General features: G+C 66.9%; 19 protein-coding genes. 9 read left to right on the top strand and 10 right to left on the bottom strand.

What is annotated here, in order from left to right:
- Nucleotides 1-16: 16 nt before the first annotated feature.
- The gene (gene thiD, locus J7024_RS28430) at nt 17-826 is read right to left on the bottom strand and encodes a bifunctional hydroxymethylpyrimidine kinase/phosphomethylpyrimidine kinase (RefSeq protein WP_124830635.1); all 810 of its coding nucleotides are present in this window, start codon (nt 824-826) and stop codon (nt 17-19) included.
- A 58-nt stretch (nt 827-884) separates the two neighbouring features.
- The gene (gene lplT, locus J7024_RS28425; protein ID WP_124830634.1) at nt 885-2,192 is read right to left on the bottom strand and encodes a lysophospholipid transporter LplT; all 1,308 of its coding nucleotides are present in this window, start codon (nt 2,190-2,192) and stop codon (nt 885-887) included.
- A gap of 218 nt (nt 2,193-2,410) precedes the next feature.
- Here lplT and alr point away from each other — a divergent pair, with 218 nt between their 5' ends.
- From alr to J7024_RS28410, 3 genes are all read left to right on the top strand, one after another.
- The gene (alr, locus tag J7024_RS28420; protein WP_124830633.1) at nt 2,411-3,481 is read left to right on the top strand and encodes an alanine racemase; all 1,071 of its coding nucleotides are present in this window, start codon (nt 2,411-2,413) and stop codon (nt 3,479-3,481) included.
- 11 nt (nt 3,482-3,492) lie between these two features.
- Complete coding sequence (radA, locus tag J7024_RS28415; RefSeq protein WP_124830632.1) at nt 3,493-4,869, top strand: DNA repair protein RadA; 1,377 nt, start codon at nt 3,493-3,495, stop codon at nt 4,867-4,869.
- Nucleotides 4,870-5,018: 149 nt separating this feature from the next.
- A complete protein-coding gene (locus J7024_RS28410) occupies nt 5,019-5,285 on the top strand; it encodes a DUF2866 domain-containing protein (protein ID WP_124830631.1) in 267 nt (88 codons plus the stop codon).
- A 156-nt stretch (nt 5,286-5,441) separates the two neighbouring features.
- Here J7024_RS28410 and J7024_RS28405 read toward each other — a convergent pair whose 3' ends face one another.
- Entirely contained in the window at nt 5,442-7,373 is a 1,932-nt protein-coding gene (locus J7024_RS28405) for an ATP-binding cassette domain-containing protein (RefSeq protein WP_124830630.1), read from the bottom strand.
- A gap of 136 nt (nt 7,374-7,509) precedes the next feature.
- Between J7024_RS28405 and J7024_RS28400 the strand changes: the two genes are divergently transcribed.
- A complete protein-coding gene (locus J7024_RS28400; protein WP_124830629.1) occupies nt 7,510-7,989 on the top strand; it encodes a glutathione peroxidase in 480 nt (159 codons plus the stop codon).
- Between the two features lie 117 nt (nt 7,990-8,106).
- Here the strand turns inward: J7024_RS28400 and cls are convergent, their stop codons facing one another.
- The 6 genes from cls to dapC form a co-directional block, all read right to left on the bottom strand.
- Nucleotides 8,107-9,546 (bottom strand): cardiolipin synthase, encoded by a 1,440-nt coding sequence (gene cls / locus J7024_RS28395; RefSeq protein ID WP_175751324.1) that lies wholly within the window; start codon nt 9,544-9,546, stop codon nt 8,107-8,109.
- A gap of 113 nt (nt 9,547-9,659) precedes the next feature.
- The gene (gene prmB / locus J7024_RS28390) at nt 9,660-10,568 is read right to left on the bottom strand and encodes a 50S ribosomal protein L3 N(5)-glutamine methyltransferase (protein WP_124830627.1); all 909 of its coding nucleotides are present in this window, start codon (nt 10,566-10,568) and stop codon (nt 9,660-9,662) included.
- A gap of 11 nt (nt 10,569-10,579) precedes the next feature.
- Nucleotides 10,580-11,719 (bottom strand): succinyl-diaminopimelate desuccinylase, encoded by a 1,140-nt coding sequence (gene dapE / locus J7024_RS28385; protein ID WP_124830626.1) that lies wholly within the window; start codon nt 11,717-11,719, stop codon nt 10,580-10,582.
- A gap of 90 nt (nt 11,720-11,809) precedes the next feature.
- Nucleotides 11,810-12,178 (bottom strand): ArsC family reductase, encoded by a 369-nt coding sequence (locus tag J7024_RS28380; protein WP_044847939.1) that lies wholly within the window; start codon nt 12,176-12,178, stop codon nt 11,810-11,812.
- Nucleotides 12,178-13,005, bottom strand: a complete 828-nt coding sequence (dapD, locus tag J7024_RS28375) for a 2,3,4,5-tetrahydropyridine-2,6-dicarboxylate N-succinyltransferase (protein ID WP_124830625.1) — start codon at nt 13,003-13,005, stop codon at nt 12,178-12,180. The genes J7024_RS28380 and dapD overlap by 1 nt, the downstream gene beginning before the upstream one ends.
- Before the next feature lie 45 nt (nt 13,006-13,050).
- The gene (dapC, locus tag J7024_RS28370) at nt 13,051-14,298 is read right to left on the bottom strand and encodes a succinyldiaminopimelate transaminase (protein ID WP_124830624.1); all 1,248 of its coding nucleotides are present in this window, start codon (nt 14,296-14,298) and stop codon (nt 13,051-13,053) included.
- A gap of 161 nt (nt 14,299-14,459) precedes the next feature.
- On the opposite strand from dapC, the gene J7024_RS28365 reads away from it, so the two are divergent.
- The 5 genes from J7024_RS28365 to def all read left to right on the top strand — a co-directional run bounded on the left by J7024_RS28365 (nt 14,460) and on the right by def (nt 23,213).
- A complete protein-coding gene (locus tag J7024_RS28365) occupies nt 14,460-15,401 on the top strand; it encodes a DMT family transporter (RefSeq protein ID WP_234745656.1) in 942 nt (313 codons plus the stop codon).
- Nucleotides 15,402-15,540: 139 nt separating this feature from the next.
- Complete coding sequence (smc, locus tag J7024_RS28360) at nt 15,541-19,053, top strand: chromosome segregation protein SMC (RefSeq protein ID WP_175761306.1); 3,513 nt, start codon at nt 15,541-15,543, stop codon at nt 19,051-19,053.
- An 85-nt stretch (nt 19,054-19,138) separates the two neighbouring features.
- Nucleotides 19,139-20,437: a cell division protein ZipA C-terminal FtsZ-binding domain-containing protein gene (locus J7024_RS28355; protein WP_124830621.1), complete on the top strand. Its 1,299-nt coding sequence runs from the start codon at nt 19,139-19,141 to the stop codon at nt 20,435-20,437.
- 170 nt (nt 20,438-20,607) lie between these two features.
- A complete protein-coding gene (ligA, locus tag J7024_RS28350; RefSeq protein ID WP_124830620.1) occupies nt 20,608-22,683 on the top strand; it encodes an NAD-dependent DNA ligase LigA in 2,076 nt (691 codons plus the stop codon).
- Complete coding sequence (gene def, locus J7024_RS28345; RefSeq protein ID WP_234745655.1) at nt 22,680-23,213, top strand: peptide deformylase; 534 nt, start codon at nt 22,680-22,682, stop codon at nt 23,211-23,213. The genes ligA and def overlap by 4 nt, the downstream gene beginning before the upstream one ends.
- Before the next feature lie 116 nt (nt 23,214-23,329).
- On the opposite strand, the gene J7024_RS28340 is transcribed toward def, so the two are convergent.
- Nucleotides 23,330-24,209 (bottom strand): pseudouridine synthase (locus tag J7024_RS28340; protein ID WP_234745654.1); only part of this gene is annotated, 880 nt, incomplete at its 5' end.

The raw sequence follows: 24,209 nt of genomic DNA, 5'->3' as shown, positions 1-24,209 counted from the left end.
CCGCGTCACGCGGCGCTTACCACCAGCGATGGAAGTGATGGACGGGCCCGACGCCGTGGCCGACGTCGAGCTGGCCGCTCGCGACGATCGCACCGGTGAGATACGCCTTCGCTTCGCGTACCGCGCTGTCGAGATCGGGCTGCTGCGGCAGCAGCGCCGCGATCGCCGACGACAGCGTGCAGCCCGTGCCGTGTGTGTTGCTGACGGGCACGCGTGTGCCGTCGAGCCGCACGTCATGTGCCGCATCGACGAGCCAGTCGGGGCTTGCAGTTGCATCGGGCAGGTGACCGCCTTTCATCAGCACGGCGCGCGCGCCGGTCTTCAGCAGCGCGTGGCCTTGCCGGACCATGTCGTCTTCGGTCGTCGCTGGCGCATCGCCGAGCAGCGCTGCCGCTTCGGGCAGGTTCGGCGTGACGACGGTGGCGAGTGGCAGCAGGACGTCGCGCAACGCGTCGACTGCCTCGGACGCGAGCAGCGCATGCGAACTTTTCGAGATCATCACCGTGTCGAGCACGACGAAGCGCGGTGCATAACGCCGCAGCGCGTCGGCGACCGCGTGCACGATCGCCGCGTTCGCGAGCATGCCGATCTTGACCGCGTCGATGCGGATGTCGTCGAACACGGCGTCGAGTTGCGCGGTGACGAACGACGCGTCCGGCGTGTGGACACCGGTCACGCCGCGCGTGTTCTGCGCGGTCAGCGCGGTGATCACGCTCGCGCCGTACGCGCCTAGCGCGGAAAACGTCTTCAGGTCGGCCTGGATGCCTGCGCCGCCGCCCGAGTCGGAGCCGGCGATCGTCAGGACGTTGGGTATCGGGTGCGTCATGATGGCAAGGCGCCGGTTCGGAGACCGGCGCCGACGGACGGAAACGGGAAGTGTAGCGTCAGTGCCGCGATTCGCCGATCAGCGCGACCGAATCGAACTGACGCTGGTTCGCCTGGTGGCGGCGCATCACGAGCCACATCGTCAGGCACACGAATGTGCCGAACAGCACGATCACGACGCCGACCGGCACGTCGAGCCAGACCAGTACCGCGTACAGGCACAGCATCACGAGCACCGACAGGTTCTCGTTGAAGTTCTGGACCGCGATCGAGTGGCCGGCCGATAGCAGCACGTGGCCTCGATGCTGCAGCAGCGCATTCATCGGAACCACGAAATAGCCGGACAGTGCGCCGACGGCGATCAGGAACAGGTACGCGACGATCAGGTACACCGGCAGTCGCAGGTGGCCGAGGTGCAGTGCCCAGTGCGACGGGAACAGGTTGCGCGTATAGAACGCCATCAGCATGACGGCGATACCCATGATGATGCCCACGGGCAGCACGGTGAGCGACTTCTTCAGCGGGATGCGCGCGGCGGCCGCGATCGCGCCGCCCGCGACGCCGACCGCCACCACGGCCTGCAGGATCGCGCCTTCGGACAGCGACATGTTGAGCGAAACTTCGGCCCACTTCAGCACGATGAACTGCAGCGTCGCGCCCGCGCCCCAGAACAGCGTCGTGACGGCGAGCGAGATCTGGCCGAGCTTGTCGCGCCAGAGCACCATGAAACAGTCGGCGAAATCGGTGAGGAGCTTGACCGGGCCGCGCTCCTGCTTCGGGTAGCGCGCGCCGGTGTCGGGAATCCGCAGGTTGAAGATCGCGGCGATCACGTAGATCGCCATGATGATCACCATTGCCGCTTCGGCGGGCGTGCCGATCCAGGCGGGGGTGTGCGCGATCACGTGCGACGCGATGTGCGGGCTGATCAGCGCACCGCCGAGCACGGTGCCGAGAATGATCGAACTGACGGTCGTGCCTTCGATCCAGCCGTTCGCGGCGACGAGCCGGTCGGCCGGCAGCAGTTCGGTCAGAATGCCGTATTTCGCGGGCGAGTAGGCCGCGGCGCCGAATCCGACGATGCCGTACGCGATCAGCGGGTGGGCGCCGAACAACATGATCATGCAGCCGACCACCTTGATCGTGTTGGTGATGAACATCACGCGGCCCTTCGGGCGGGAATCGGCGAACGCACCGACATACGCCGCCAGCACCACATAGGACAACACGAAGAACAGCTTGAGCAGCGGTGTCATCCAGTTGGGAGCGTGTAAGTCTTTCAGCAGGGCGATGGCGGCGATGAGGAGCGCATTGTCGGCCAACGACGAGAAAAACTGCGCGGCCATGATGGTGTAAAAACCTTTTTTCATCTGATGCGATGCTTTCGTCGCTGCGGCAGGGCCGCGTAGGCCGCCTGGTATGCGATCGGCTTATTCCGTTCGAAATGGGTTGTGCGCACGGCTTTATAACACGAAAATACGACAATTCGGACTAGCAAGATTCCCCGATCGTTCCGCAAATTGTCGGCTTCGGTGCTCAAAAGGCGCGGTAAGCTGATGATTCGCAAGCGTCTTTACGTAAAATTCCCATGCCGCGCCCGATCTCCGCCACCATCCATACCGCCGCCCTCGCGAACAATCTCTCCGTCGTCCGCCGATTTGCCGGCCCGTCCAAGGTCTGGGCGGTCGTCAAGGCCAACGCGTACGGCCACGGTCTCGCACGTGCGTTTCCCGGCCTGCGCGGCACCGACGGCTTCGGCCTGCTCGACCTCGACGAGGCCGTGAAGCTGCGCGAGCTCGGCTGGGCCGGCCCGATTCTGCTGCTCGAAGGGTTCTTCCGCTCGACCGACATCGACGTGATCGACCGCTACAGCCTGACGACGACCGTCCATAACGACGAGCAGATGCGGATGCTGGAGACGGCACGGCTGTCGAAGCCCGTCAACGTCCAGCTCAAGATGAACAGCGGGATGAACCGGCTCGGCTACGCGCCGGAGAAATACCGTGCCGCGTGGGAACGTGCCCGTGCGTGCCCCGGCATCGGCCAGATCACGTTGATGACCCATTTTTCGGATGCCGACAACGAGCGCGGCGTCGCCGAGCAGCTCGCGACGTTCGAGCGCGGCGCGCAAAGCATTGCCGGTGCGCGCAGCCTCGCGAATTCGGCTGCCGTGCTGTGGCACCCGGATACGCATTTCGACTGGGTGCGTCCGGGGATCATGCTGTACGGCGCATCGCCGTCGGGGCTGTCGGCCGATATCGCCGATACCGGGCTGAAGCCCACGATGACGCTGGCGTCCGAGCTGATCGCGGTGCAGACGATCGCGAAGGGCCAGGCGATCGGCTATGGCTCGACGTTCTCCGCGCAAGCGCAAATGCGCATCGGCGTCGTCGCGTGCGGCTATGCGGACGGCTATCCGCGCGTCGCGCCCGAGGGCACGCCCGTGATCGTCGACGGCATCCGCACGCGGATCGTCGGCCGCGTGTCGATGGACATGATCACCGTCGACCTGACGCCGTGCCCGCAGGCCGGCGTCGGTGCGCGGGTCGAGCTGTGGGGCAACGCGCTGCCGATCGACGACGTCGCGCGCCATTGCGGGACCATCGGCTATGAACTGATGTGCGCGGTCGCCGCCCGCGTACCGGTGCGCGCGGAATAAGGGCGTCGCGCGTGGCCAAACAGAAAACCGTCTACGTCTGCAGCGAGTGCGGCGGACAAACGCCGAAGTGGCAGGGGCAATGCCCGTCGTGCCAGGCCTGGAACACCCTCGTCGAATCGGTTGCCGAATCGCCGGCGGCCCATCGCTTCCAGTCGCTCGCGAAGCGGGCGCCCGTGCAGCGTCTGGTCGACATCGAGGCGGCCGACGTGCCGCGCTTCTCGACGGGGATCGGCGAATTCGACCGCGTGCTCGGCGGCGGGCTGGTGCCGGGCGGCGTCGTGCTGATCGGCGGCGATCCGGGCATCGGCAAGTCGACACTGCTGCTGCAGTCGCTCGCGGACATCGCGAGCGAGCGGCGAGCACTCTATATCAGTGGCGAGGAATCGGCCGCGCAGATCGCGTTGCGCGCACAACGGCTCGCGCTGCTCGACGGCGGCGCGCCGGTGGCCGAGTTGCAGCTGCTCGCGGAGATCCAGCTCGAGAAGATCCAGGCGGCGATCGACGCCGAGCGGCCGGACGTGGCCGTCATCGACTCGATCCAGACCGTTTATTCGGAGGCGCTGACGTCGGCGCCCGGTTCGGTCGCGCAGGTGCGCGAATGCGCGGCGCAGCTCACGCGCATCGCGAAGCAGTCCGGCACCGCGATCATCATGGTCGGGCACGTGACGAAGGAGGGCAACCTTGCCGGTCCGCGCGTGCTCGAGCACATCGTCGACACGGTGCTGTACTTCGAAGGCGATACCCATTCGTCGTTCCGGCTCGTGCGCGCGTTCAAGAACCGCTTCGGTGCGGTCAACGAACTCGGCGTGTTTGCGATGACCGAGCGCGGGCTGCGCGGTGTCGCGAACCCGTCCGCGCTGTTCCTGTCGCAGCACGAGCAGGTCGTGCCGGGTTCGTGCGTGCTCGTCACGCAGGAAGGCACGCGCCCGCTGCTCGTCGAAATCCAGGCGCTCGTCGATACGGCGCACGTGCCGAACCCGCGCCGGCTCGCGGTCGGTCTCGAGCAGAACCGGCTCGCGATGCTGCTCGCGGTGCTGCACCGACACGCCGGCATCGCGTGCTTCGACCAGGACGTGTTTCTGAACGCGGTGGGCGGCGTGAAGATCACCGAGCCGGCCGCCGACCTGGCGGTGCTGCTCGCGATCCATTCGTCGATGCGCAACAAGGCGCTGCCGAAGGGGCTGATCGTGTTCGGCGAGGTGGGGCTGGCGGGTGAGATCCGGCCGTCCCCGCGCGGGCAGGAGCGGCTGCGGGAAGCCGCGAAGCTTGGATTCACGGCTGCGCTGATCCCTAAGGCGAACGCACCGAAGCAGCCGATCGAAGGACTGAACGTGATGGCCGTCGAGCGGCTCGAGCAGGCGATCGACCGCGTACGCGATCTCGAATGACCGCGCCTGGCCGGCGCCATCGCATGCCGGCACGCGGTGATCTGTCGCGTAATTCAATGTAAAGAATATGTAGGCTTCTGTAACCCGCCGGACATTGCTTTTCCCTATCCTTTGCCGGATTGTCGAACCGCGCAATGCGAAGGGAACCTATGTTGAAACAGTATGGGGAAGCGCCGAGCGGACGCCTTTACAACCTGCGCGGCTGCCGCGTGTCGGAGCCGATCGTCCACCCGTGGGGCGGCGGATGCCGGATCGTCGAATGGATCGATGACGAAGGGCGCCTCGCACGCCGCGTCGTCTCCGAGGACGTGACGGAAGCGGAAGTCGCCGCGGCGATTCGCCGCCCGACCGAAGGGCGGCGTTACTTGATGGGCGACGACGAGCAGATGCCGCGCGATACGTTACCGCGGCGTTGAGCGGGCGGCGTGGCGAAGCGCCGACCAAGCGGCCGGGCCAGGGTGCCCGGCTTTGTCGTTTACGGGCCTGGAGCAGGCTCGTCGCTCGCTGAAATGCCGCGTGCGCGGTGCTGCCGGTGGCGGGTCCGTCGGATGGCCGTCGGGCTGTGTCCGGCCTCAGCCGATCTGCTCGAGTTCTTCCTGTAACGCGAGCCAGTCTGCCTCGACGGTTTCGAGCCGCGTGTTGACTTCCCCGAGCGTGCGGATCACTTCGGTCAGTTCGGTCTTGCGCGCGGCCTCATAGCTCGCCGGATCGGCGACGAACGCGTCGAGGCGGGCCTTCTCCGCGTGCAGCGTTTCCATTTCTTTCTCGAGCTTCGTGATGCGGTTCTGCAGCGGTTTCTTCAGTTGCGACAGCCGCTGGCGCTCTTCGGCCGCCTGACGTTTCTGATCCTTGCGGTTGACGCCCGGATCCGCGCCCGCCGCCGCCGCACTATCGGCCTTGGCGGCCGCGCGCTGTTCGGCCGCGTGCTGCAGCAGCCAGTCGCGGTAGTCGTCGAGGTCGCCGTCGAACGGTTGCAGCCGGTGTTTCGCGACGAGCATGAACTGGTCGGTCGTCGCGCGCAGCAGATGGCGGTCGTGCGACACGAGGATCAGCGTGCCTTCGAACTGCGCGAGCGCCATCGTCAACGCGTGACGCGTTTCGAGGTCGAGGTGGTTCGTCGGTTCGTCGAGCAGCAGCAGGTTCGGCTTCTGCCAGATGATCAGCGCCAGCGCGAGCCGCGCCTTCTCGCCGCCGGAGAACGGGCCGACGGGGCTCGTCGCCATGTCGCCCGAGAAATTGAAGCCGCCGAGGAAGTCGCGCAGTTCCTGTTCGCGCGTGTCCGGCGCAAGCCGCGCCAGGTGCGCGAGCGGCGAATCGTCTTCGCGCAGCGTTTCGAGCTGGTGCTGCGCGAAATAGCCGATCGTCAGTCCCTTGCCGTCGCGCACGTGGCCCGACAGCGGCGCGAGCGTGCCGGCCAGCGTCTTGATCAGCGTCGACTTGCCCTGGCCGTTCGCGCCGAGCAGCCCGATGCGCTGGCCGTTCTGGATCGACAGTGCCACGCGTTCGACGATCGGGATTTCCGCGCCGTCGTCGGCATGGTAGCCGCAGCGGACATCTTCCATCACCATCATCGGGTTCGGCGCGGCATCGGGCGTGCGGAATTCGAACGTGAACGGCGACGCGATGTGCGCGGGCGCGATCAACTCCATTTTTTCGAGCGCCTTCATCCGGCTTTGCGCCTGCTTGGCCTTGGTCGCCTTGGCCTTGAAGCGGTCGACGAAGCTTTGCAGGTGTTCGATCGTCTTTTGCTGCTTTTCGTATGCGCTTTGCTGCAGCGCCAGCTGTTGCGCGCGCAGCACTTCGAACTGCGAGTAGTTGCCGCCGTAGCGCTTCACCTGGCGATTTTCCAGGTGCAGCGTGACGTTGCAGATCGAATCGAGGAATTCACGGTCGTGCGAGATCACGACGAGCGTGCCGGCATAACGGTGCAGCCAGTCTTCGAGCCAGACGATCGCGTCGAGGTCCAGGTGGTTGGTCGGTTCGTCGAGCAGCAGCAGGTCGGAGCGGCACATCAGCGCTTGCGCGAGGTTCAGGCGCATGCGCCAGCCGCCCGAGAAGCTGGCCACGGATTCGCGCGTTTGCGCGAGGGTGAAGCCGAGGCCGAGCAGCAGTGCTTCGGCACGCGCGGGCGCGGTATAGCCGTCGGCGTCGGCGAAAGCCGCGTGGGCGTCGGCTTCGGCTGCGCCGTCATGCGCGGCCGATGCGGCGGCGATGCGCGCTTCGATCTCGCGCAGCGCGGTGTCGCCGTCGAGCGTGTAGTCGAGCGCGGAGCGGTCGACGGCGGGCGTTTCCTGCGACACGTGGGCGATTCGCCACGACGGTGGCATCGAGAAATCGCCGGCGTCGGAATGCAGCTCGCCGCGCAGGACCGAGAACAGCGTCGATTTGCCGGCGCCGTTCGCGCCGATCAGGCCGGCTTTCTCGCCGGGATTGAGGACGAACGAGGCCGACTCGAACAGCGGCTTGGTGCCGCGCGCAAGGCTGAACTGATTGAAACGGATCACGGCGTGAATGACTGGCCAAAACCGCTATTCTAGACTGCGCGCGACTCGCCCCGGGCATCGGCCGCTCGGCGGATGCCGCAACGGCGCGATTTCGCCTAGACTCCACGTCGATCCGGTTTCGTAAAAGGAGTACCCGATGTCCACCCTGTATTCGTTCAGCGCAGAGACGCTTGCCGGCCAGCCGGCCTCGCTCGATGCGTACCGCGGCAAGGTGCTGCTGATCGTCAACACCGCGAGCGAGTGCGGTTTCACGCCGCAGTACGCGGGGCTGCAGAAGCTGTACGACCAGTACGCGGCCCGCGGTTTCTTCGTGCTCGGTTTTCCGTGCAACCAGTTCGGCAAGCAGGAGCCGGGTGACGCCGCGCAGATCGGCACGTTCTGCGAGCGCAACTACGGCGTCACGTTTCCGATGTTCGCAAAGATCGACGTGAAGGGCGATCACGCGCATCCGCTGTATCGCTATCTGACCGGCGAAGCGCCTGGCATCCTGGGCCTGAAGGCGATCAAGTGGAATTTCACGAAATTCCTGGTCGATCGCGACGGGCGCATCGTCAAACGCTACGCGCCGTCGACGAAGCCCGAGGAAATCGCCGCGGATATCGACAAGCTGCTGTAACCGCATGAAGCGGCGGGCGGGCCGAACGGGCTGCGTGCCGCCGCGGGGCGAGCAGGGCAGGGAACGCGCGGGAGCGCGCCGTCGTGATTGTCGCCAGCGGTGGCGTTCGTGCGTTCGTTACAGGATCGGCGCGAACAGGCGCGCGACGTGCATCGCGATGCGCCGCCAAGCGGGCGATGTCCGATACTCGCTCGCATCGACCTCGTAGGCCTGCGCGAAGTCGACGTCGAGCATTGCCTCGACCTCGTCGGCGAAGGTGCGATCCACGGTCAGCACCATGATCTCGAAATTGAGCCGGAACGAGCGATTGTCGAGGTTCGCACTGCCGATTGCGGCCGCCACGCGGTCGATCAGCACCACTTTCTGGTGCAGGAAGCCCGGCCGGTAGCGGAACACCTTCACGCCGGCATCGACGAGATCGCGCGCGTAGAGCTTCGACGCCTCGAACACGACGTAATGGTCGCGCCGGCTCGGGATCAGGATGCGTACGTCGACGCCGCGCATGACCGCGAGCTTCAGCGCGGCGATCACCGCTTCGTCGGGCACGAGGTACGGCGTCGTGATCCAGACCCGTTCACGCGCCGCGTTGATCGCCTCGACGAAGAACAGCGACCCGGTTTCCTGCTTGTCGGCGGGCCCCATCGGCACCACGAGGCAATGCATCGCGTCGTCGGGCAGTGCCGCCGGCGGTGCGGCGAGCGGCGGCAGCGTCTGTGTCGCCCAGTGCCAGTCTTCGGCGAACACGTACTGAATGCTGGTGACCACCGGGCCGCGTATCTCGATGTGAGTGTCGCGCCATGGCGACAGGCGCCGGTTCGCGCCGAGATATTCGACGCCGACGTTGTGCCCGCCGACGAACGCGCGGTTGCCGTCGACGACGACGATCTTACGATGGTTGCGGAAGTTGAGCTGGAAGCGGTTGACGAACTTGCGGTGGGTCGCGAACGGATGGACCTCGACACCGCCGCGGCGCAGCGTGTCGACGTAGCTGTGCGGCAGGTCGAAGCTGCCGATACTGTCGTACAGCAGGTAGCAGCGCACGCCGGCCGCGGCGCGGGCGAGCAGTGCATCGCGCAACATCTGGCCGAGCGCGTCGTCGCGCACGATGAAGAACTGGACCACCACGTAGTCGCGCGCCTCGTCGATCGCCGACAGGATCGCGGAGAACGTTGCATCGCCGTTGACGAGCGTGCGCACCGCATTGCCGCCGACGAACGGCATGCCGCCGAGCCGCGTGAGCGCGAGCACGGCGGCACGGCCGATCGCATCGGCGGCCGGCCCGTCTGCCGCGTCGGCCTCGAGCCACGGCGTGCGCGGTGTGTGCGTGCGCAACGCTTCCATCTCGTGGCGTCGTGCGTCGACGTAGCCGGAGAACTTGCTGCGGCCGAGGAACAGGTAAGGGATGAGTGTCAGGTACGGCATCGCCGCGAGCGACACGGCCCACGCGATCGCGCCCTGCGACGTGCGGGTGTTCATGATCGCGTGACATGCCGCGATGATCCCGAGCGCGTGGATGGCCAGGATCAGGGTGCCGAGGTGTAGCCAGTCGAGGGTCATAGGCGCGTGACGGACTCCTGAAGTCGTGCGGCGCGGCGGCCGCTTACGCGCATCTTACCGAACCGTGCGATGCAGTGGTATGTCGTACCGCACGGTTCGGTCCCGGGGTGCCGTCAGGCCTTGCGCGGCAGGTCCGACGCCTGGATCAGGAACACGCTGTCGTCGCCGGCGCTGGTGGGCAGCCACGTGAGATCGAGACCACCGAACGCGGCGTCGACGTTCTCGCGTTCGTTGCCGATCTCTACGACGAGCACGCCGTCGTCGTGCAGCCACTTGTGCGCTTCGGCGATGATCCGTCGCACGATGTCCATCCCGTCGTCGCCGCCGGCGAGCGCCATCTCCGGCTCGTGCCGGTACTCGGGCGGCAGTGCCGCCATCGACGTTGCGTTCACGTACGGCGGGTTCGTCAGGATCACGTCGTAGCGCGTATCGGGTTCGGCGCGGAACGCGGGCAGCGGCGCGTACAGGTCGCCGCGATGCAGCGCGATGCGATCGTCGAGGCCGTAGTCGCGTACGTTGATTGCCGCGACTTCGAGGGCCTTGTCGGACAGGTCGACCGCGTCGATCTCGGCGTTCGGGAACGCGCTGGCCGCGAGGATCGCGAGACAGCCTGAGCCGGTGCACAGCTCGAGCACCGCGCCGACCTGCTCCGGATCGGCGACGTACGGCTGCAGCCCGTCGTCGAGGAGTTCGCCGATGAACGAGCGCGGCACGATCACGCGCTCGTCGACGTAGAAGCGATGGCCGTGCATCCACGCTTCGTGCGTGAGATACGCGGCCGGCACGCGCTCCGTCGCGCGTCGCTCGATCACCGCGAGCACCGCGGCGATTTCGTCGGGCAGCAGGCGTGCATCGAGGAACGGCTCGAGCGTGTCGAGCGGCAGGTCGAGCGTATGCAGCACGAGGTAGGCGGCTTCGTCGTACGCATTGTCCGAGCCATGGCCGAACGAGAGCTTCGCCTTCGAGAAGCGCGTGACTGCGTAGCGCAGCAGGTCGCGAACGGTTGCAAAAGGTGTCGTCATGCGAGGCTCCATCAGGCGATCAGTTGTTCGAGCACGCGGCGGTACACGTTCTTCAGCGGATCGACGAAACGCAAGTCGATGTGCTCGTCGATCTTGTGGATACTGCCGTTCGGCGGGCCGAACTCGATCACCTGCGGGCAGATGCGCGCGATGAAGCGTCCGTCGGACGTGCCGCCCGTCGTCGACAGTTCGGTCGTGATACCCGTCTCGGCGCGGATCGCGTTCTCCAGCGCGTTCGACAGTTCGCCGCGCGGCGTGAGGAACGGCAGGCCGCTTACCGACCACTTCAGCGTGTATTCGAGGCCGTGCTTGTCGAGGATCGCATGCACACGTGCCTGCAGGCCCTCGACGGTACTTGCCGTCGAAAAGCGGAAGTTGAACATCAGGTCGGCGTGGCCGGGGATCACGTTGGTCGCGCCGGTGCCTGCGTGCAGGTTCGACACCTGCCACGTGGTCGGCGGGAAGTATTCGTTGCCTTCGTCCCACTGTTCGGCAGCGAGCTCGGCGAGCGCCGGCGCAAGCAGGTGGATCGGGTTCTTCGCGAGATGCGGGTACGCGATGTGGCCTTGCACGCCCTTGACGATCAGTTCGCCCGACATCGAGCCGCGGCGGCCGTTCTTGACGACGTCGCCGAGTTCGGCGGTCGACGTCGGCTCGCCGACGATGCAGTAGTCGAGGCGTTCGCCGCGCGCTTCCAGCAGCTCGACGACCTTCACGGTGCCGTCGGTAGCCGGGCCTTCCTCGTCGCTCGTGATCAGGAATGCGATCGCGCCGCGGTGGCCGGGGTGAGCCGCGACGAATTCCTCCGACGCGACGACGAATGCGGCGAGCGACGTCTTCATGTCGGCCGCGCCGCGGCCGTACAGCTTGCCGTCGCGATGGGCCGGGATGAACGGCGGCGAGGTCCACTGTTCGAGCGGGCCGGTCGGCACGACGTCGGTGTGGCCCGCGAACGCGAGCAGCTTGCCGTCGCGACCGTCGGCGCCGCGCTTGACGGCCCACAGGTTGGTCACGCCATGCGACGCGATGGTTTCGCATTCGAAGCCGAGGGCGGCGAGGCGCTCGGTCATGATCTGCTGGCAATGCTGGTCGTCGGGCGTGACGGATGCGCGGGCGATCAGCTGTTCGGTAAGGGCTAGGGTGGCGGACATGGTTCGGACCACTTTGGATAAAAAATGCCGGCGCGGTGGCCGGCAGCGATGAGACGTCGGGCTGCGCCCGCGGGCGCAGCGTGCGCGGCCCTAGGCGGCAAACAGCGCCGCGTACTGATCTGCCACGAAGCCGAGCGATTTCACGCGGCCGTTGACGACGAGCACGGGGCGCTTGATGACCGACGGCTTGTGGATCATCAGCGCGACCGCGCCGGACTTCGTTTCCGCGGCCGCCTTCATGGCGTCGTCCAGGCCGCGCCACGTGGTACCGCGCTTGTTCACGAGCGCGTCGAGCGACACGTCCTTCAGCCAGTCCTCGACGAGCGGTGCGCTGACGCCGAGCTTCTTGAAGTCGTGGAACTCGAATTCGACGCCGTGATCGTCGAGCCACACGCGGGCCTTCTTCACGGTGTCGCAGTTCGGAATGCCGTAGACGACCACGGTACGCGGCTTGGCCATCAGTCGCCTCGCAGCAGCTCGTTCAGGCCGACCTTCGCGCGGGTCTTCGCGTCGACCTTCTTCACGATCACCGCGCAGTACAGGCTGTGCGAGCCGTCCTTCGACGGCAGGTTGCCGGCGACCACGACCGAGCCGGCCGGGATGCGGCCGTAGGTGACTTCGCCCGTTTCGCGATCGTAGATCTTCGTGCTCTGGCCGAGGTACACGCCCATCGAGATCACCGAATTCTCTTCGACGATCACGCCTTCGACGACTTCCGAGCGCGCGCCGATGAAGCAGTTGTCTTCGATGATGACGGGGTTCGCCTGCAGCGGCTCGAGCACGCCGCCGATGCCGACGCCGCCCGACAGGTGCACGTTCTTGCCGATCTGGGCGCACGAACCGACCGTTGCCCACGTATCGACCATCGTGCCTTCGTCGACGTATGCGCCGATGTTCGTGTACGACGGCATCAGCACGACGTTCTTCGCGATGAACGAGCCGCGGCGCGCAATGGCCGGCGGCACGACGCGGAAGCCGCCCGCGGCGAAGTCTTCGGCCGTGTAGTTCGCGAACTTCGACGGCACCTTGTCGTAGAACTGCGAGTAGCCGCCGGCGGGCATGGGTGCGTTGTCCTCCAGGCGGAACGACAGCAGCACGGCCTTCTTCAGCCACTGGTGCACGGTCCAGTTGCCGTCGATTTTCTCGGCGACGCGCAGCGCGCCTTTGTCGAGCTGCTCGATCGCGTGAGCGACGGCTTCGCGGACTTCGGCAGGCGCGGCCTTCGGCGACAGCTCGGCGCGGTTTTCCCAGGCGGTATCGATGATTTGCTGAAGTTGTTGCGACATGTTCGTTTTCGCAGGAGATGAATGGAATTGATCGGTATGGACGTCTTACTGCGCGAGAGCCCGGCAGAAATCGACGATGCGTTGCGCGCCCTCGACGCATTCGGGGGTGCCCGCGACGAGCGCGATCCGGATGAAATCGCGGCCCGGATTCGTGCCGTGCGCATCACGCGCCAGGTACGAGCCGGGCAGAACCGTCACATTATAGTCGGCGTACAGGCGGCGGGCGAACTCGGTATCCGACAGGCCGGTGCGCGCGACGTTGGCCCACAGGTAGAACGCGGCGTCGGGCAGCTTCACGTCGATCACGTCGGCCAGCATCGGCGTGACGGTATTGAACTTCTGCACGTACAGCGCGCGGTTCTCGCGCACGTGCGCCTCGTCGTTCCACGCGGCGATGCTCGCATGCTGCCAGACCGGTGACAGCGCGGCGCCGTGATAAGTGCGGTACAGCAGGAATTTCTTCAGCAGCGCGGCATCGCCGGCGACGAAGCCCGAGCGCATGCCCGGCACGTTCGAGCGCTTCGACAGGCTCGACAGCATCACCAGGCGCTCGAAACCGCGGCCGAGGCGGTGCGCGGCCTCGAGGCCGCCGAGCGGCGGCGCCGCTTCGTCGAAATAGATTTCCGAATAGCACTCGTCGGACGCGATCACGAAGCCGTGACGGTCGGACAGCGCGAACAGCTCGCGCCAGTCGTCGAGCGTCAGCACGGCGCCCGTCGGGTTGCCCGGCGAGCACACGTACAGCAACTGCGTGCGCGCCCAGACTTCGTCGGGTACGGCCGCGTAGTCGCACGCGAAGTTGCGCGCCGGGTCGCTGTTCGCGAAATAGGGTTCGGCACCGGCCAACAGCGCCGCGCCTTCGTAAATTTGATAGAAAGGATTCGGACAGAGTACGATCGCCTTCTTGCCGTCCTCGGTCGGGCGTGCGTCGATGACCGTCTGTGCGAGCGAGAACAGCGCCTCGCGCGACCCGGACACCGGCAGCACCTGCGTCGCCGGATCGATCGGCGGCAGCCCGTAGCGGCGTTCGAGCCAGTGCGCGATCGACGTGCGCAGCGCGTCCGAGCCGGCGGTGGCCGGGTACGACGCGAGGCCGTCGAGGGCCGCGACCACGGCGTCGCGGATCAGCGCCGGGGTCGGGTGCTTGGGCTCGCCGATGCCGAAGCTGATCGGTTTCAGGCTGGCGGACGGCATACCGGCACCGGGCGTCACGTCCTTGAACAGGGCGCGCAGCTTTTCGAAGGGATAGGGCTGGAGCGAGTCGAGTCGAGGGTTCACGGGCGAAGCGGCCATCGCGGCCTGGTTGGAACGAAAGGGGGCGGCCCAGGGGCCGCGCGGCTGCGAACGGGCGCCGACGGCGCGCGGTTCGCAGCGAGCGATTATAGCGTGACGCAATGCGGTCACGGCCCGCCGGAACGGCGGCCGGGCCGGTCGAATAAAGGGTATCGAACCAAATGAACAACCCGGTACGCGGCAGCCTGCCGACGCTGGCCATCCTGATCGGCGCCTCGGTATGGGGCCTGATCTGGTATCCGCTGCGGATCCTCGCGTCGCTCGGCCTCACCGGCACGCTCGCGAGCGCGCTGACGAGCGCCGTCGCGTTCCTGTTCGTGATCGTCGTGCGCCACCGCACGATTTCGACGCTGCGCTGGCACTGGGTGGTGCCGGGCATCGCGATCACGGCCGGCGTGACGAACCTCGGCTTCGTGTGGGGCACGATCCACGGCGAAGTGTTGCGCGTGATGCTGCTGTTCTACCTGACCCCGGCGTGGACTGCGATCTATGCGCATTTCCTGTTGCGCGAACGGCTGACGTGGGCGGGCGCGGGGCTGGCGGCGCTGTCGATCGGCGGCGCGATGCTGATGCTGTGGTCGCCGAAGCTCGGCGTGCCGCTGCCGGCCAACCCGGCCGAGTGGGCGGGGCTCGCGGCCGGACTGAGTTTCGCGATGAGCAACGTGCTCGTGATCAAGACGGGCCGCGAACTGCCGGAGATGCGCGCGGAAATGCGCACGGCGACGCTGTTCGGCGGCGCGGCGGTGTTCGGCGCGATCGCGTCGCTGTTCGAGGGGTTGCCGGCCGCGCCGGCGGGCAACCAGTTCGGCACCGCGGCGCTGATCATCGTCGCGATCGGCGTGACGATCGCGGTGAACAACCTGCTCGTGCAATACGGGCTCGCGCGGGTACCGGCGAACCGCGCGTCGATCATCATGCTGTTCGAGATCGTGATCACCGCGCTGTCGGCGTGGGTGTTCGCGAACGAACTGCCGACCGCGCGCGAGTGGGCGGGTGGCGCGTGCATCGTGCTCGCGACGCTGCTGTCGAGCCGGGTCCATCGTGCCACGCCGGCGCCGGGCAAACCCGGCGACGGGCGGGACGGCGCACGCGCGATGGTATGATGGAAGCCGTTTGCGGGGCCTAACGCTGGATGCGCGCGGCCCCGCTTTTGAATTCCGGGGCGCGTCGCGCACACGGGCCGTTCGGCCCCGCGCATCGCGGCCCCGTCCGTTTCACACCTTCTTCACATCCGATACCGCCGTGCGTCTGAGCTCGATCAAACTCGCTGGCTTCAAATCCTTTGTCGATCCCACGCATTTCCAGGTTCCGGGCCAGCTTGTCGGCGTGGTGGGCCCGAACGGGTGCGGCAAGTCCAACATCATCGATGCCGTGCGCTGGGTGCTCGGCGAGTCGCGCGCGTCCGAGCTGCGCGGCGAGTCGATGCAGGACGTGATCTTCAACGGCTCGACCGCCCGCAAGCCCGGCAGCCGGGCAAGCGTCGAACTGATCTTCGACAACTCCGACGGCCGTGCGGCCGGACAGTGGGGCCAGTACGGCGAGATCGCCGTGAAGCGCGTGCTGACGCGCGACGGCACGTCGAGCTACTACATCAACAACCTGCCGGCGCGCCGCCGCGACATCCAGGACATCTTCCTCGGCACCGGTCTCGGCCCGCGCGCGTACGCGATCATCGGGCAGGGGATGATCGCGCGGATCATCGAGGCGAAGCCGGAAGAGCTGCGCGTGTTCCTCGAGGAAGCCGCGGGCGTGTCGAAGTACAAGGAGCGCCGCCGCGAGACCGAGAACCGTCTGCACGACACGCGCGAGAACCTGACGCGCGTCGAGGACATCGTCCGCGAACTCGGCGCGAACCTCGAGAAGCTCGAGGCGCAGGCCGTCGTCGCGACCAAATACAAGGAACTCGTCGCCGACGGCGAGGAGAAGCAGCGCCTGTTATGGCTGCTGCGCAAGAACGAGGCCGCGGGCGAGCAGCAGAAACAGCAGCGGGCGATCGAGCAGGCGCAGATCGACCTCGAGGCGCAGACGGCCAAGTTGCGCGAGGTCGAGTCGCAACTCGAGACGCTGCGGGTCGCGCATTACTCGGCGAGCGACGCGATGCAGGGTGCGCAGGGCGCGCTCTACGAGGCGAATGCCGAAGTGAGCCGCCTCGAGGCCGAGATCAAGTTCATCGTCGAATCGCGCAACCGCGTGCAGGCGCAGATCGCTGCACTGAACGCGCAGCGCGAGCAATGGCGCGCGCAGGCCGAGAAGGCGCAGGACGAACTCGAGGAAGCCGAAGAGGCGCGCGCGATGGCCGACGAGAAGGCCGCGCTCGCTGAAGACAATGCGGCGGCGAAGCACGACGCGCTGCCGACCCTCGAAGCGAAGTGGCGCGACGCACAGACGCAGCTCAACGACGAGCGCGCGCGGATCGCACAGACCGAACAGTCGCTGAAGCTCGAAGCCGCGCATCAGCGCAACGCCGACCAGCAGCTCCAGCAGCTTCAGCAGCGCCACGAGCGTCTGAAGTCCGAGGCGGGCGGGCTCGACGCGCCGGACGAGGCGCAGCTCGAAGAGTTGCGCATGCAGCTCGCCGAACAGGAAGAGATCCTCGCCGAAGCGCAGGCGCGGCTTGCCGACGCGCAGGAAACGGTGCCGCGCCTCGACGGCGAGCGCCGCGCCGCGCAAGAGCGCGTACAGGCCGAAAGCGCGCAGATCCACCAGCTCGAGGCGCGGCTTGCCGCGCTGAAGCAACTGCAGGAGAACGTGCAGACCGAAGGCAAGATCCAGCCGTGGCTCGACAAGCACGAGCTCGGCGCGCTGCCGCGCCTGTGGAAGAAGCTGCACGTCGAACCGGGCTGGGAAGCGGCGCTCGAGGCGGTATTGCGTGAGCGTCTCGCCGCGCTCGAAGTGTCGAATCTCGACTGGGTGAAGGCGTTCGCGACCGACGCGCCGCCCGCGAAGCTCGCGTTCTATGCGCCGCCCGCGGCCGGCGAACCGGCTGCCGCGGCAGCCGGGCTGCGCCCGGTGCTGTCGCTGCTGCGCATCGACGATGCGGGCATCCGCGCGGTGCTGAACGACTGGCTCGGCAATGTGTACGTCGCCGACGACGTCGCGCAGGCGCTCGCGACGCGCGCGCAACTGCCGGCGGGCGGTGCATTCGTCGTCAAGGCCGGCCACATCGTCACGCGGGTCGGCGTGCAGCTGTACGCAGCCGATTCGGAGCAGGCCGGGATGCTGGCCCGCCAGCAGGAAATCGAAAACCTGACGCGCCAGGTGCGCGCACAGGCACTCCTTGCCGACGAGGCGCGCACGGCCGCCGTGCGGGCGGAAGCCGCGCACACGCAGGCCACCCAGGCGCTGGGCGACGTGCGCGCCCAGGCCGAACGCGCGACGCAGCGCGTGCACGCGCTGCAGATGGACGTGCTGAAGCTCGCGCAGGCACATGAACGCTACACGCAGCGCAGCACGCAGATCCGCGAGGAACTCGAGGAAATCGGCGCGCAGGTCGACGAGCAGCGTGCACTGCGCGCGGAGTCGGAAGCGAACTTCGAGCGTTTCGACGGCGAGCTTGCCGAGTTGCAGGCGCGTTTCGAAGACAACCAGCTCGCGTTCGAAGCACTCGACGAATCGCTGACGCAGGCACGCCAGGAAGCCCGCGACCTCGAGCGCGGCGCGAACGACGCGCGCTTCGCCGCGCGCAACGCCGTCACGCGGATCGACGAGCTCAAGCGCAGCATCCAGGTCGCGCACGAGCAGAGCGAACGCGTCGCCGCCTCGCTGGAAGATGCACGCGCCGAACTCGAAACGATCAACGAGCAGACCGCGCATACGGGCCTGCAGGACGCGCTCGAAATTCGTGCGGTCAAGGAAGAAGCGCTGCAGGCCGCGCGGATCGAACTCGACGACCTGACCGCGAAGCTGCGCGCATCGGACGAGCAGCGTCTCGTTGCCGAACGTTCGCTGCAGCCGCTGCGCGACCGCATCACCGAGCTGCAACTGAAGGAGCAGGCCGCGCGCCTGTCCGTCGAGCAGTTCGCCGAGCAGCTCGCGGCGGCCGAGGTCGACGAGGAAGCGCTGCGCGACAAGCTGACGCCGGATCTCAAGCCGTCGTACCTGCAGGGCGAAGTCACGCGCCTGAACAACGCGATCAATGCGCTCGGTCCGGTGAACATGGCCGCGCTCGACGAGTTGAAGGCCGCCAGCGAGCGCAAGTTGTTCCTTGACGCGCAGTCGGCCGACCTGACCGACGCGATCACGACGCTCGAGGACGCGATCCACAAGATCGACCAGGAAACCCGCACGTTGCTGCAGGGCACCTTCGACGAGGTCAACCGTCACTTCAGCGACCTGTTCCCGCGCCTGTTCGGCGGCGGCCAGGCGAAGCTGATCATGACGGGCGACGAAATTCTCGATGCCGGCGTGCAGGTGATGGCGCAGCCGCCGGGCAAGAAGAACGCGACCATCCACCTGCTTTCGGGCGGCGAGAAGGCGCTGACCGCCACCGCGCTGGTGTTCGCGATGTTCCAGTTGAACCCGGCGCCGTTCTGTCTGCTCGACGAGGTCGATGCGCCGCTCGACGACGCGAACACCGAGCGTTTCGCGAATCTCGTGCGTGCAATGTCCGACAAGACACAGTTCCTTTTCATCTCGCACAACAAGATCGCGATGGAGATGGCGCAGCAACTGATCGGCGTGACGATGCAGGAGCAGGGTGTGTCGCGGATTGTCGCGGTGGACATGGAAACCGCCGCGGGTTTTGCGCAGAATTGACGTTTGACGAAACCGAATCGCGTTCGCGCGGCGCATGGGCGCCCGTTCGCGGTTCCGACGAAAAAGAATTGCTGATGGAGCGTGCATGGACGAGTTGACACTCGGTTTGATCGGCGCGGGCGCCGTCGTGGTGGGCGGCGTCGTGGTCTACAACGCGTGGCAGGGCGCGAAGGTGCGGCGCAAGATGCCGCGCCCGATGCCGGAAGAAGCTGCCGAGGCGATGAATCGCCCCGAGCGCGACGATGAGCGGCCGTTCATCGAGCCGGTGCGCCAGCCCACGCGGCGCGAACCCGCCGCTGCGCCGGCGGCCGCCTTGAGCGCGTCGACCGACGCCGCGCGCGTCGAGCCGACGTTCGGCGGCGTAGCGCCGGCGGACACGCCGGCCGACCTGCAGGCCGAGGCGACCGGCACCGACCTGTCGCCGGAGTCGACCGAATCGACTGCATCGACGGAACAGGCCGTCCACGAAGGTTCGGTGGCTGCCACGTCCGACGCACCGGCGTCCGCGGTATCGGACGAGCCGGTCGAACCCGTGCTGCCGGCTGCGACGACGATCTCGTCGGCGCCTCCCGCGATCGTCGACCGCCGGATCGACTGCATCGTGCCGATTCGTCTCGGCGGATTGCTTCCAGGCGACAAGATACTGCCGGCCGCCCAGCGGCTGCGCCGTGCGGGCAGCAAGCCCGTGCATATCGAAGGCAAGCCGGAAGGCGGCCAGTGGGAGCTGCTGCAGAACGGTGTGCGCTATGAAGAGCTGCGCGCGGCCGCACAGCTTGCGAACCGCAGCGGCGCGCTCAACGAGCTTGAATTCTCCGAATTCGTGACGGGCGTCCAGCAGTTCGCCGATGCAATCGACGGCGCACCGGAATTCCCGGACATGATGGAGACGGTCGCGATGGCGCGCGAGCTCGACGGCTTTGCCGCGCAGTGCGATGCGCAGCTGTCGATCAACGTGATGTCGGACGGCGCGCCGTGGTCAGCGAACTACGTGCAGGCTGTTGCATCGCAAGACGGGCTGCTGTTGTCGCGCGACGGCACGCGTTTCGTGAAACTCGACGCGAAGCAGAACCCCGTGTTCATGCTGCAGTTCGGCGACACGAACTTCCTGCGCGACGACCTCACGTACAAGGGCGGCAACATGATCACGCTGGTGCTCGACGTACCGGTCGCCGAAGAGGACATCCTGCCGTTCCGGCTGATGTGCGATTACGCGAAGTCGCTGTCCGAGCGGATCGGGGCGCGCGTCGTCGACGATTCGCGCCGGCCGCTGCCGGAATCGACGCTGGTCGCGATCGATCAGCAGTTGATGAAGTTGTACGCGAAGCTCGAGGAAGCGGGTATCCCGGCCGGTTCGCCGGTCACGCGTCGCCTCTTCAGTCAGTAACGCGTTTTGCGGGCGGCGGCATCCGGCGCCGCCGCTCGTCGCTGCAGTGCCGCACACACGCCGCCCGCGTGCGCTGCGAGGGGGCGTGTGGCACGCATTGCGTGTCGCCGTCGCGGCATCAAACTGAGATAATCGAACATCCGATTTTTCAGAACGAATCTGTCGCCAGCATGGCCCGAACCCAAGCCGAACCGCCAGCCAGCCAGCCCGACGCGCGTGCCGCGTGGCTGCGCGACCAACTCGAGCGGGCGAACCACGCCTACTACGTGCTCGACCAGCCGGATTTGCCCGACGCCGAATACGACCGGCTGTTTGGCGAGCTGCAGCAACTCGAAACCGATCATCCCGAACTCGTGACGCCCGATTCGCCGACGCAACGCGTCGGCGGCGAAGTGGCAAACGGCTTCACGCCGGTCGTCCATGACGCACCGATGCTGTCGTTGAACAACGGCTTCGCCGACGAGGACATCGTCGCGTTCGACAAGCGCGTCGCCGATGCGCTCGACAAGACGACCGACCTCGCCGGCTCGGTGACCGACCCCGTCGAATACGCGTGCGAGCTGAAGTTCGACGGACTCGCGATCTCGTTGCGCTATGAGCGCGGCGTATTCGTGCAGGCGTCGACGCGCGGCGACGGCACGACGGGCGAGGACGTGACGCAGAACGTCCGCACGATCCGCTCGATTCCGCTGAAGCTGAAAGGTGCACACGTCCCGGCCCTGCTCGACGTGCGCGGAGAGGTGCTGATGTTCAAGCGCGATTTCGCACGCCTGAACGAACGCCAGCGCGCGGCCGAGCAGCGCGAATTCGCGAACCCGCGCAATGCGGCGGCGGGCAGCCTGCGCCAGCTCGACCCGAAGATCACAGCGCAGCGTCCGCTGTCGTTCTTCGCTTACGGCATCGGCGTGCTGGACGGCATGCCGATGCCCGACACGCACAGCGCGCTGCTCGACTGGTACGAGTCGCTCGGCCTGCCGGTGAACCGCGAGCGCGAAGTCGTGCACGGTGCCGAAGGCTTGCTCGGCTTCTTCCACAAGGTCGGCGAGAAGCGCGAGTCGCTGCCGTACGACATCGACGGCGTCGTCTACAAGGTGAACCGGCGCGATGAACAGGATCGCCTCGGCTTCGTGTCGCGCGCGCCGCGCTTTGCACTTGCGCACAAATTCCCGGCGCAGGAAGCGCTGACCAGGCTCGTCGCGATCGACGTGCAGGTCGGCCGCACCGGTGCGATCACGCCCGTTGCACGGCTCGAACCTGTGTTCGTCGGCGGCGCGACGGTGACCAACGCGACGCTGCACAACGAGGATGAAGTACGCCGCAAGGACATCCGGATCGGCGATACAGTGATCGTGCGGCGAGCGGGCGATGTGATTCCGGAGGTCGTCGGCGCGCTGCTCGATCGCCGGCCGGCCGATGCGGTCGAATTCGTGATGCCGACCGAATGCCCGGTGTGCGGCTCGAGGATCGAGCGGCTGCCCGACGAGGCGATCGCGCGCTGCACGGGCGGCCTGTTCTGCCCGGCGCAGCGCAAGCAGGCGCTGTGGCATTTCGCGCAGCGCCGCGCGCTCGACATCGACGGGCTCGGCGAGAAGATCATCGACCAGCTCGTCGAACTGAATCTCGTGCGCACGCCGGCCGACCTGTTCAATCTGGGTTTCGCGACGCTCGCGGAACTCGACCGGTTCGCCGACAAGTCCGCACAGAACCTGCTCGACTCGCTCGAGAAGGCGAAGCACACGACGCTCGCGCGCTTCATCTACGGACTCGGCATCCGGCATGTCGGCGAGTCGACCGCGAAGGATCTCGCGAAGCATTTCGGTTCGCTGACCCCGATCATGGACGCGTCGATCGACGAGCTGCTCGAAGTCAACGACGTCGGGCCGATCGTCGCCGAGTCGCTTCACCAGTTCTTCGCGGAAGAGCACAACCGGACCGTGATCGAGCAACTGCGCGCGCCCGGCAAGGTCACGTGGCCGGAAGGGCCGCCCGCGCCGAAGGCGCCGCAGGGTGTGCTGGCCGGCAAGACGGTCGTGTTGACGGGTACGCTGCCGAACCTCACGCGTGACGCCGCGAAAGAGATGCTCGAAGCGGCGGGCGCGAAAGTCGCGGGCTCGGTATCGAAGAAGACGGATTACGTGGTCGCGGGTGCCGAGGCGGGCAGCAAGCTCGTGAAGGCCGAGGAGCTCGGCATTCCCGTACTGGACGAAGACGGACTGCACCAACTCCTGGAGGGCAATACGCCATGATTCGCGAGATCCTGAAGATGGGCGACCCGCGCCTGCTCGAAGTCGCCAAACTGGTCGAGCGGTTCGATACACCCGAGCTGCACGAGATCGTCGCGGACATGTTCGAGACGATGCATCACGCAAACGGTGCGGGGCTCGCCGCGCCGCAGGTCGGCATCGGGCTGCAGATCATCATCTTCGGCTTCGGCAGCAACAACCGTTATCCGGACGCACCGCCCGTGCCCGAGACCGTGCTGATCAACCCGAAGATCGAGTACATGCCGCCGGACATGGAAGAGGGCTGGGAAGGCTGCCTGTCGGTGCCGGGCATGCGCGGCGTGGTCAGCCGTTACGCGAAGGTGCGCTACAGCGGTTACGACCAGTTCGGCGCGAAGATCGATCGCGTCGCCGAAGGTTTCCACGCGCGCGTGGTCCAGCACGAGTACGATCACCTGATCGGCAAGCTGTACCCGATGCGGATCACCGACTTCACGCGCTTCGGCTTCACCGAGGTGCTGTTCCCGGGGCTCGATCCGGCCGACGACGATTGACCGGCACGCGGACGCCTGCGCGGCGTGACATGCCGTCGCTGCACCGGAAAAGGAAAAGCCCGCGCAAGCGGGCTTTTCCTTTGCGTGGCACGCGCAGCGTGCTCGCCGTCAGAACGTCAGAACGACTCGTCGGCCGACAGATAGCGCCATTGCCCCTGCGGCAGCGCGCCCAGCATCACGCGGCCCATGCGCACGCGCTTCAGGCCGATCACTTCGAGGCCGACTAGCTCGCACATGCGGCGGATCTGACGCTTCTTGCCCTCGCGCAGCACGAAGCGCAACTGCTCGCCGTTCTGCCAGCTCACCATCGCCGGCTTCAGCGCGACGCCGTCGAGTTCGAGGCCGTGGCGCAGCTTCGCGAGTGATTCCGCCGGGAAGTGCTGGTCGATGTCGATGAGCCGCTCGCCGAAGCGCACGCGCACCAGGTATTCCTTGTCGATGTCCGACTGCTCGCCGATCAGTTGCTTTGCGATCCGGCCGTTTTGCGTCAGCACGAGCATGCCGGTCGAATCGATGTCGAGGCGCCCGGCCGGCGCGAGTGCGTGCAGGTGCTGCGGCGAGAAGCGAACCTGCGAGCGGTCGCCGCTCCACTGGTTCGCGCGCGTGATCAGCACGGATGCGGGCTCATAGCCGTCTTCCGCCTGACCGGACACGTAGCCGACCGGCTTGTGCAGCAGGATCGTCACTTGCGCGGCCTGCGCGGCGCTGGCGCGCTCGTCGATCTCGATCTTCTGGTCGGGGCGGACCTTGGTGCCGAGCGTGTCGATGCGTTCGCCGTCGACGAGCACCCAGCCTTTCTCGATCCATTCGTCGGCTTCGCGGCGCGAGCACAGGCCGAGCTCGGACATGCGCTTCGACAGGCGCATCAGGCCAGTTTCGTCGCCGTGATCGATGTCGGCCTCGCGGCGCTTGACGGGTTGCGCGGTTTTCAGTGGCGCGCCGCCCGAGCGGCGCTCGGTGCTGCTGCGTTCGCCGAAGCTGCGCTTCGCACCTTCA

The organism is Burkholderia sp. WTPI3 (assembly GCF_021483755.1).
Classification (GTDB): domain Bacteria; phylum Pseudomonadota; class Gammaproteobacteria; order Burkholderiales; family Burkholderiaceae; genus Burkholderia.
Note: the sequence above shows the minus strand (reverse complement) of the source record. Positions and strands in the feature narration are given on the sequence as shown.

What these genes read in the sequence shown, in the direction of transcription:
- thiD (WP_124830635.1), bottom strand. Translation starts at nt 826, where the DNA reads ATGACGCACCCGATACCCAACGTCCTGACGATCGCCGGCTCCGACTCG.
- lplT (WP_124830634.1), bottom strand. Translation starts at nt 2,192, where the DNA reads ATGAAAAAAGGTTTTTACACCATCATGGCCGCGCAGTTTTTCTCGTCG.
- alr (WP_124830633.1), top strand. Translation starts at nt 2,411, where the DNA reads ATGCCGCGCCCGATCTCCGCCACCATCCATACCGCCGCCCTCGCGAAC.
- J7024_RS28410 (WP_124830631.1), top strand. Translation starts at nt 5,019, where the DNA reads ATGTTGAAACAGTATGGGGAAGCGCCGAGCGGACGCCTTTACAACCTG.
- J7024_RS28400 (WP_124830629.1), top strand. Translation starts at nt 7,510, where the DNA reads ATGTCCACCCTGTATTCGTTCAGCGCAGAGACGCTTGCCGGCCAGCCG.
- cls (WP_175751324.1), bottom strand. Translation starts at nt 9,546, where the DNA reads ATGACCCTCGACTGGCTACACCTCGGCACCCTGATCCTGGCCATCCAC.
- prmB (WP_124830627.1), bottom strand. Translation starts at nt 10,568, where the DNA reads ATGACGACACCTTTTGCAACCGTTCGCGACCTGCTGCGCTACGCAGTC.
- dapE (WP_124830626.1), bottom strand. Translation starts at nt 11,719, where the DNA reads ATGTCCGCCACCCTAGCCCTTACCGAACAGCTGATCGCCCGCGCATCC.
- J7024_RS28380 (WP_044847939.1), bottom strand. Translation starts at nt 12,178, where the DNA reads ATGGCCAAGCCGCGTACCGTGGTCGTCTACGGCATTCCGAACTGCGAC.
- dapD (WP_124830625.1), bottom strand. Translation starts at nt 13,005, where the DNA reads ATGTCGCAACAACTTCAGCAAATCATCGATACCGCCTGGGAAAACCGC.
- dapC (WP_124830624.1), bottom strand. Translation starts at nt 14,298, where the DNA reads ATGGCCGCTTCGCCCGTGAACCCTCGACTCGACTCGCTCCAGCCCTAT.
- J7024_RS28365 (WP_234745656.1), top strand. Translation starts at nt 14,460, where the DNA reads ATGAACAACCCGGTACGCGGCAGCCTGCCGACGCTGGCCATCCTGATC.
- J7024_RS28355 (WP_124830621.1), top strand. Translation starts at nt 19,139, where the DNA reads ATGGACGAGTTGACACTCGGTTTGATCGGCGCGGGCGCCGTCGTGGTG.
- ligA (WP_124830620.1), top strand. Translation starts at nt 20,608, where the DNA reads ATGGCCCGAACCCAAGCCGAACCGCCAGCCAGCCAGCCCGACGCGCGT.
- def (WP_234745655.1), top strand. Translation starts at nt 22,680, where the DNA reads ATGATTCGCGAGATCCTGAAGATGGGCGACCCGCGCCTGCTCGAAGTC.